The sequence below is a fragment of the Caulobacter sp. CCNWLW153 genome (genome assembly GCF_036889365.1).
Lineage (GTDB): Bacteria > Pseudomonadota > Alphaproteobacteria > Caulobacterales > Caulobacteraceae > Caulobacter > Caulobacter radicis.
On record NZ_JBAKFV010000034.1, the window covers coordinates 1 to 6776 of the forward strand.

4 protein-coding genes are annotated in these 6776 nt (G+C 67.7%); 1 reads left to right on the top strand and 3 read right to left on the bottom strand.

Features of this window, described 5'->3' with window-relative positions; all coding sequences use genetic code 11:
- The 3 genes from V6S85_RS26395 to V6S85_RS26405 form a co-directional block, all read right to left on the bottom strand.
- A partial coding sequence (locus V6S85_RS26395; RefSeq protein ID WP_334350796.1) for a PTS sugar transporter subunit IIA occupies positions 1–281 on the bottom strand: 281 nt, incomplete at its 3' end.
- Positions 282–317: 36 nt separating this feature from the next.
- Positions 318–2645, bottom strand: coding sequence for a family 20 glycosylhydrolase (locus tag V6S85_RS26400; protein ID WP_334350797.1), 2328 nt, complete (start codon positions 2643–2645; stop codon positions 318–320).
- 212 nt (positions 2646–2857) lie between these two features.
- Positions 2858–5611, bottom strand: coding sequence for a TonB-dependent receptor (locus tag V6S85_RS26405; RefSeq protein ID WP_334350798.1), 2754 nt, complete (start codon positions 5609–5611; stop codon positions 2858–2860).
- A gap of 284 nt (positions 5612–5895) precedes the next feature.
- Here V6S85_RS26405 and V6S85_RS26410 point away from each other — a divergent pair, with 284 nt between their 5' ends.
- Entirely contained in the window at positions 5896–6642 is a 747-nt protein-coding gene (locus V6S85_RS26410) for a GntR family transcriptional regulator (RefSeq protein WP_116487395.1), read from the top strand.
- The last annotated feature ends 134 nt before the right edge of the window (positions 6643–6776 follow it).

Here is a 6776-nt window from a genome sequence, read left to right on the forward strand (position 1 = left end):
CCCTCGGCCACGAGGACGGTGAAGCCCTCGCCGTCCAGCGCCACCGTCTCCAGACCCACATGCATCAGGATCTCGGCGCCGTTGTCGGCCCGCAGCGTCACCGCGTGCCGCGAACGGTGCACCGTCACCACCCGCCCGTCGCACGGCGCATGCAGCACCGACCCCGTCGGATCGATCGCCAGCCCGTCGCCCAGCATACGCTCGGCGAACACCGCATCCGGCGTCTCATCCAAAGGCGCCACCCAGCCTGCAAGCGGCGAAGAAAGAACAAGGGTGGTCACGTGGGGAACTCTCGCCTGGACGTTACGGGTCAGGGATTACTGGCCGGCCGCCGTCAGGGTGACGCGGTCGAGCGCGGGCATCGGATCGAGGCCCTTGGCGGTGAAGGAAAAGCACAGGTCGTGGACGCCCGCGCGGGCCGGCAGGGCGCCGCTGACCGTTCCCAGGCCCGGGCCGCGACCGGCCTTGCCCAGCGGGATGGCCGCGATGCGCTCGCCCTCGCAACCGCCGACGCGCACCTCCAACTCGCCGTCGGGCGTGGCCGGCTTGCGCACCACGATCTGGTCCTTGGCCTTGCCGATCTGGAAGTTCCACGGCGTCTGGCCGACGCGGGCGGTCAGCTTCAGGCCCATGGACAAGTCGGCGCCCTTCCACACCCAGCACGGCTTCATCACGTCGGTGGCGAAGATGGCGCGCTCGCCGTCGCGGCCGTTCTCGGGCGCGTCGTCCTCGAACAATAGCGGGATGGCGTTGCCGCACAGCTCCAGCTGGCGGCTGACCCGGGTCTCGGCGGCCCATTGGGTGGCCGTCCAGGCGCGGGTGCGGCCCAGCGGCTGACCGCCCAGGAAGCTGCGGGCCTTCAGGACCGTCCCCGCCTTCAGCGACAGCGTGTCGCCATAGGCCGGCGAGGCCGCGGTCGGCTCGGCGCCATCGACGGTGTAGCGCACCTGGCCGATCTCGAGCCCGCTCTTCAGGCTGGCGGCGATCGCCCCGTCCTGGCCGGGACGCAAGGTCGCCTGCGGCTCGAACGGCGCGGTGTTGGCCTTGAGGCCCAAGGCCTTCAGGCGGGCCATCTGCGCCGGCACGCGGGCGGTGAAGCCCTGCCAGTCGCGGCGCTCCTCCTGGGTCCAGGCGGTTTCCGACAGCGCCACCAGGCGCGGGAAGGCCATCAGCTGCACCCGCTCGTCGGTGCGGATGTGCTCGACCCAGAGGTTGGCCTGGACGCCCAGGATATGCTTGCGCTGGTCGGCCGTCAGGGCGTCGGGGGCGGCGTCGAACTGGTAGACGTCCTTGAGGCTGCTCACCGTCATGCGGCCCGGCGGCTCGTCGACGGAGGTGCTCTGGCGGCGGTCGAAATAGAGCGTCGGCTCGGGCGACAGCACCGTGTCGTGGCCCTGGCCGGCGGCGGCGATGGCCCCGTCGATCCCCCGCCACGACATCACCGTGGCGTTGGGGGCGAGACCGCCTTCGAGGATCTCGTCCCAGCCGATCAGGCGGCGGCCGCGACCGTTGATGTGCTTTTCGACCCGCTGGATGAACCAGCTCTGCAGGCCGTGCTCGTCCTTGACGCCCAGCGCCTTGATCCTGGCCTGGATCGCCGCGCTTTCCTTCCACTGGTCCTTGACGGCCTCGTCACCGCCGACGTGGATGTATTCGGACGGGAAGAGGTCCATGACCTCGTCGAGCACGTCGTTCAGGAACTCGAACGTGCTGTCGTCGACATTGTAGAGATAGGGAAAGATCCCCCAGTCGTGACGGGCCAGGGCCGGCGGGTTGGGCGTCAGGCCCAGCTTCGGATAGGCCACGATCGGCGCCAGGGCATGGCCCGGCATCTCGATCTCCGGAACGATGGTGACGTTGCGCGCGGCCGCGTAGGCGACGAGATCACGCACCTGGTCCTGGCTGTAGAAGCCGCCGTAGCGCACCGGCTTGCCGGTCTTCGGGTCGCGGGCGGCCGCCCCGGCCGGCGTGCGCCAGGCAGAGACTTCCGTCAGCTTCGGATACTTCTTGATCTCCAGCCGCCAGGCCTGGTCGTCGACCAGGTGCCAGTGCAGCGTGTTGAGCTTGTGGGCGGCCATGCCGTCGATCAGCAGCTTGATGGTGTTGATCGACTGATAGTGGCGGGCGCTGTCGAGCATGAAGCCGCGCCAGGCGAAGCGGGGGGCGTCCTCGACCCTGGCCGCCGGCACGTCGACGGGCCCCTTGGCTTCGTCCTGCACGGCCAGCTGCCACAGGCTGATCGCGCCGTAGAACAGGCCGGCCCGCTTCAACGCCGTGATCTTCACCCCGCCGGGGGCCACGTCGAGGCCGTAGCCTTCGCCGTCGGGGCCGCCGCGGACGAGCGAAATGGCCGCCTCGCCGGCGGCGGGCTCGCCCTCCACCACGGCCGGGCGGATCCCTCGGGCGCGGTGCAGCAGGTCGGAAAGCTGGAGCGCCACGCCTTTGGCCTCGACGTCGCCCTTGGCCACGTGGATGCGGGTGGCGGCGGAAAGGCGGAAATGGCCCTCGACCGCCTGGGCCTTCACCGGCGCGGGGGTCAGGGTCAGGGGCTCCGCCGCCATGGCCGGCGCGGCCAGGACCACGGAGACGGCGCCGGCCAGGAACAGGGCGGCGCGACGGGCTTGCGTCATGGTCGTGGGGATCATGTGCGGGACGCTCTCACCGGCAGGCAGTCGGCAAAAAGGCGGGCGGGTCGGCCAAAGCCGCCCCGCCCCAGCTCGCTGCTTGCAGTCAGGAGGGAAATGGGGGTGATCGGCGCGGCCTGGCGGGTCATGAGGGCGATCCTGAACCAAGCCGCGCGCGATGCAAATCAGCGGTATCGGAGACGCGCGGTTCGGCGCGCCTCCGGTTCCGGTCCTTAGAAGGCGACGTTGAGGGTCGCCTGCAGCTTGCGGCCGGTGCGGTAGACGCCGCGCGGCAGCATGGTGGTGTTGGCGTAGGCGTAGTACTCGCTGTCCAGCAGGTTCTGCGCCGAGACCGACAGGTTGACGTTCTCGCTGAAGGCGTAGCCGGCGGTCGCGTCCAGGCCCTTGAAGGCGCGGACGAACATCTGGTCGCCGCGATCCAGGCCCGTGAAGTACTTCGAACGCCAGTTGTAGGTCACCCGGGCCGAGAACGGACCGTGCTCGTAGAACGGGCTGACGTTGATCTGGTGCTTGGAGTTGTAGGGCAGCGGCGAGCCGCCGTCCGCTTCACCGTCGGCGTAGGTGTAGTTGGCCAGCAGGCCGAAACCCATGCCGAAGGTCTGCTGGTAGGCCACCGCCAGGCCCTTGACCGTGGCCGAGCCGGCGTTGGTCGGACGGCTGATCTGGTAGGTGGTGATCGCGTTGCGCGCCTGGTTGAAGTGCGGCTCGGCGACCGTCTGCTGCAGGATGTAGTTGCTGATGTCCTTGTGGAAGGCTTCAGCCGACAGGATGGCTTCCGGCGCGAAGTACCATTCCAGCGAGGCGTTGACGTTGCTGGACTTGTACGGGTTCAGGTCCGGGTTGCCGCCGCCGCCGGTCAGGATCTGGTCGGAGAGCCAGAAGTAGTTCGACATGTCGGCGTAGTTCGGACGCGAGATCACCTGGGCCGCGGCGAAGCGGAACACCAGATCCTCCTGGACGTCGACGATGACGTTCAGGCTGGGCAGGAAGTCCTCGTACTTCTTGGACTTCACCTTCCAGGCCCAGTCGGCGGCGGTGGTGCCGCAGCCGGTGGCGGTCTGGTTCACGCAGGCATAGCCGCCGCTGTCGGACTCGGTCTTCACGTAGCGCAGGCCGAAGTTGCCGCGAACGTTGTCGGCCTGGAAGTTGGCCTGGCCGTAGAGGGCGTTGATGGTCTCTTCGATGCCCCAGTTCTGGGCGGTGAACTCGGCGTTGCCGAACACCGTCGGAACCGGCTTGGCCTGCCACGGACGCAGGTAGCCGCCGCGGTCGATGTAGTCGGCCAGGGCCTTGCCGTCGATCTTGAAGCGGCTGCCCATCTGGTCGGTGACGCCGTCGAAGCCCCTCAGGTAGTTGCTGGGCACGATCGACGGGCTGAACTGCGAGGCGCTGGCCGGGTTGCCGTAGACGGCGACCGTGACGCCCGACATGGCCTGGGTGGTCTCGTGCTTGCGGTACTTGTAGCCGAACTGGACGCGCTTGATCACGCCCTCGAAGTCCTTGCCGAAGTCGAGCTGGCCGTAGGTTTCCTTGTCGGTGGTCGGCTTGGAGACGATGTTGCCGCCCCAGCCGGAATTGTAGCCCGGCGCGCCCGGAACCGACGGGTCGCCCGCGCCCCAGCCGCCGTCGAACGAGAACTTGCTGGCGTCGGCCAGCGGGTTACCGTTGGCGGCGGGGTTGGTGTAGGTCAGCACGCCCGGCGCGCCCGGCGTTCCCGTGAAGTCGACGGTGTAGTCGGCCCAGTTCAGGAACTCCCCGTACAGCTGGCGCTTGGTGCCGCCGTCGGCCTTGGAATAGCCGAGGTCGCCGGCCACGTCGAAGCCGTCGCCCGTCCACTTGCCGTTGAAGTGGTAGGTGTCGGAGTTCAGCTCGGCCTCGCGGTACTGCACGTCCAGCACGCTCAGCGCGTTCTTGAACGAGGCCTTGCGGATGACGTTGTCAGTGATGACGATGTCGGTCAGCGCGCCCAGGCTGTTCCAGGTGTTGCCCTGGAAGGCGAACAGCGACTGGTTGGTGTTGTCGTAGGTGGCCTTGATCTTCAGCCAGTCGAAGTTCAGTTCGAGGGCGTCGGTCGGGCGCCACTGGACGGCGGCGGTGTAGCTGTCGCGAACGCGTTCCTGCTCGAAATAGGAGACCGACAGCGAGTTGACGCCGCGGGCGTTCGGATTGGCCGCCAGGGTGGCGGCGCAGGTTCCGGTGCAGTTGCCGTTGGTGATCGAGCTGACCGGGTTCTCCGGATTGCCGCCGTTATAGTAGCTGGCCGGGATCGTGCCGTAGGACTCGATGCCGTCGCGACGCAGCTGGTCCTTGGCGTGCTGGGCCGAAACCGCGATGCCGAAGGTGCCGGCCTCGTTCTTCCAGCTGCCCAGGAAGGCGACCTGCGGGTCGGACTCCTTGGAGCGGTCGTTATAGAGGTAGCTGAGCGAGCCCTGCAGGGTCAGCGCCTTCAGGTCCAGCGGCTTGCGGGTGTTGACGATGACCGTGCCGCCGATGCTCCCCTCATCGATGCGGGCTTCCGGCGACTTGTACACTTCGACCTTGCCGACGATCTGCGGCGCCAGCAGGGCGTAGTTGAACGTGCGGCCGGGCTGATCAAGGATGAACCAGTCGGCCGAAGCCACGGTCTGACCGTTCAGCAGAGTGCGGTTCAGAGCCGGGTCCGTACCCAGGATCGAGACCTTTTCACCCTGACCGAACTGGCGGTCGACGGTGACGCCGGGCACGATCGTCAGCGCTTCGGCGACGTTCGAGCTCGGGAACTTGCCGACGTCCTCGGCGGTGACCACGTCGACGATGGCGTCGGCGTTACGCTTGGATTGAATGGATTGCTGCAGCGATGCGCGAATGCCGGTGACGACCACCTCCTCGACGGAGGTCGATGTCTCCTGCGCCATCGCGGGCGCGGCGACCAATACGGCCAGCAGGCTGGCGGAAGCGGTCAAGACCGCCTTGTGGATGCTCTTCATACTCGGCTTCTCCCCTTTGTGCCGGGCCATTGGACCCGGAGCCGAACCCCAAAGCCCAATCTGATACCAATTTCTCGCGGCGAACCCGCAACGAGCGGTACTTCTCAGGCCTCGGAGTGTGACTGTGACGAAATTTTTGCATCTGACAAGACCGAAAAAGAACCAATTGCAGACCACGAGATAATTGGTATGAAAATGGTCATGAACTGTTGCGCCGGCGTTCGAGCCGGACGGATCGGGGCGATTGAGGGCCTGATGGCCGTGGGCCAGGGGGTTGGGACGTGATGCTGTTTTCCGAAAAGATCGGACGCCTGGACGGCCACGGGCAGGACCATGCCCCGCTGTACAAGCAGCTTCAGCGCGCCCTGCGCGAGGCGATCCAGAAGAAGATCCTGTCGCCCGACGACGCCCTGCCGGCCGAGCGCGACCTTGCCGAAGAATTCAGCATTTCGCGGATCACCGTTCGCAAGGCGCTCGACGGCCTGGTCAGCGAAGGCCTGCTGACGCGCCGCCAGGGCGCGGGCACCTTCGTCGCCGCCCGCGTGGAGAAGAGCTTCTCCAAGCTGTCGTCGTTCTCAGAAGACATGATCTCGCGCGGCCGGGTTCCCCACAGCGAGTGGATCAGCCGCGGCGAAGGCCAGGTGACTCCGGAGGAGTCGCTGACGCTGGGCCTGTCGCCCGGAACCTCGGTCTACCGCTTCGCCCGCATCCGCTACGCCGACGGCGCGCCGATGGCCGTCGAGTACACCACCATCGCCGCCTTCGCCCTGCCCTCCACCGAGATCGTCGAGACCTCGCTCTACGAGGCGCTTGAGAAGACCGGCCATCGCCCGGTGCGCGCGCTGCAGCGCCTGCGCGCCATCCTGTTCGCCGCCGAGCAGGCCGACCTGCTGGGCGTGCCGATCAAGGACGCGGGCCTGCTCATCGAGCGGCGCGGCTTCCTGCGGGACGGCCGGACGGTGGAAGTGACCCAATCCTACTACCGCGGCGACGCCTACGACTTCGTGGCCGAGCTGAACGCCCTGTCCTGATCCGAACCTTGCAAAGGAAGCCGTCTTGGAGGCGACCGTCTTGACCCGACCCGAAGCCCAGCCCCTCACCGCCGAGGCGACGCGGATGTACCTCGAGGCGGGGGAAGCCTCGGCCGTGGTGGCGCGGCAGGTCG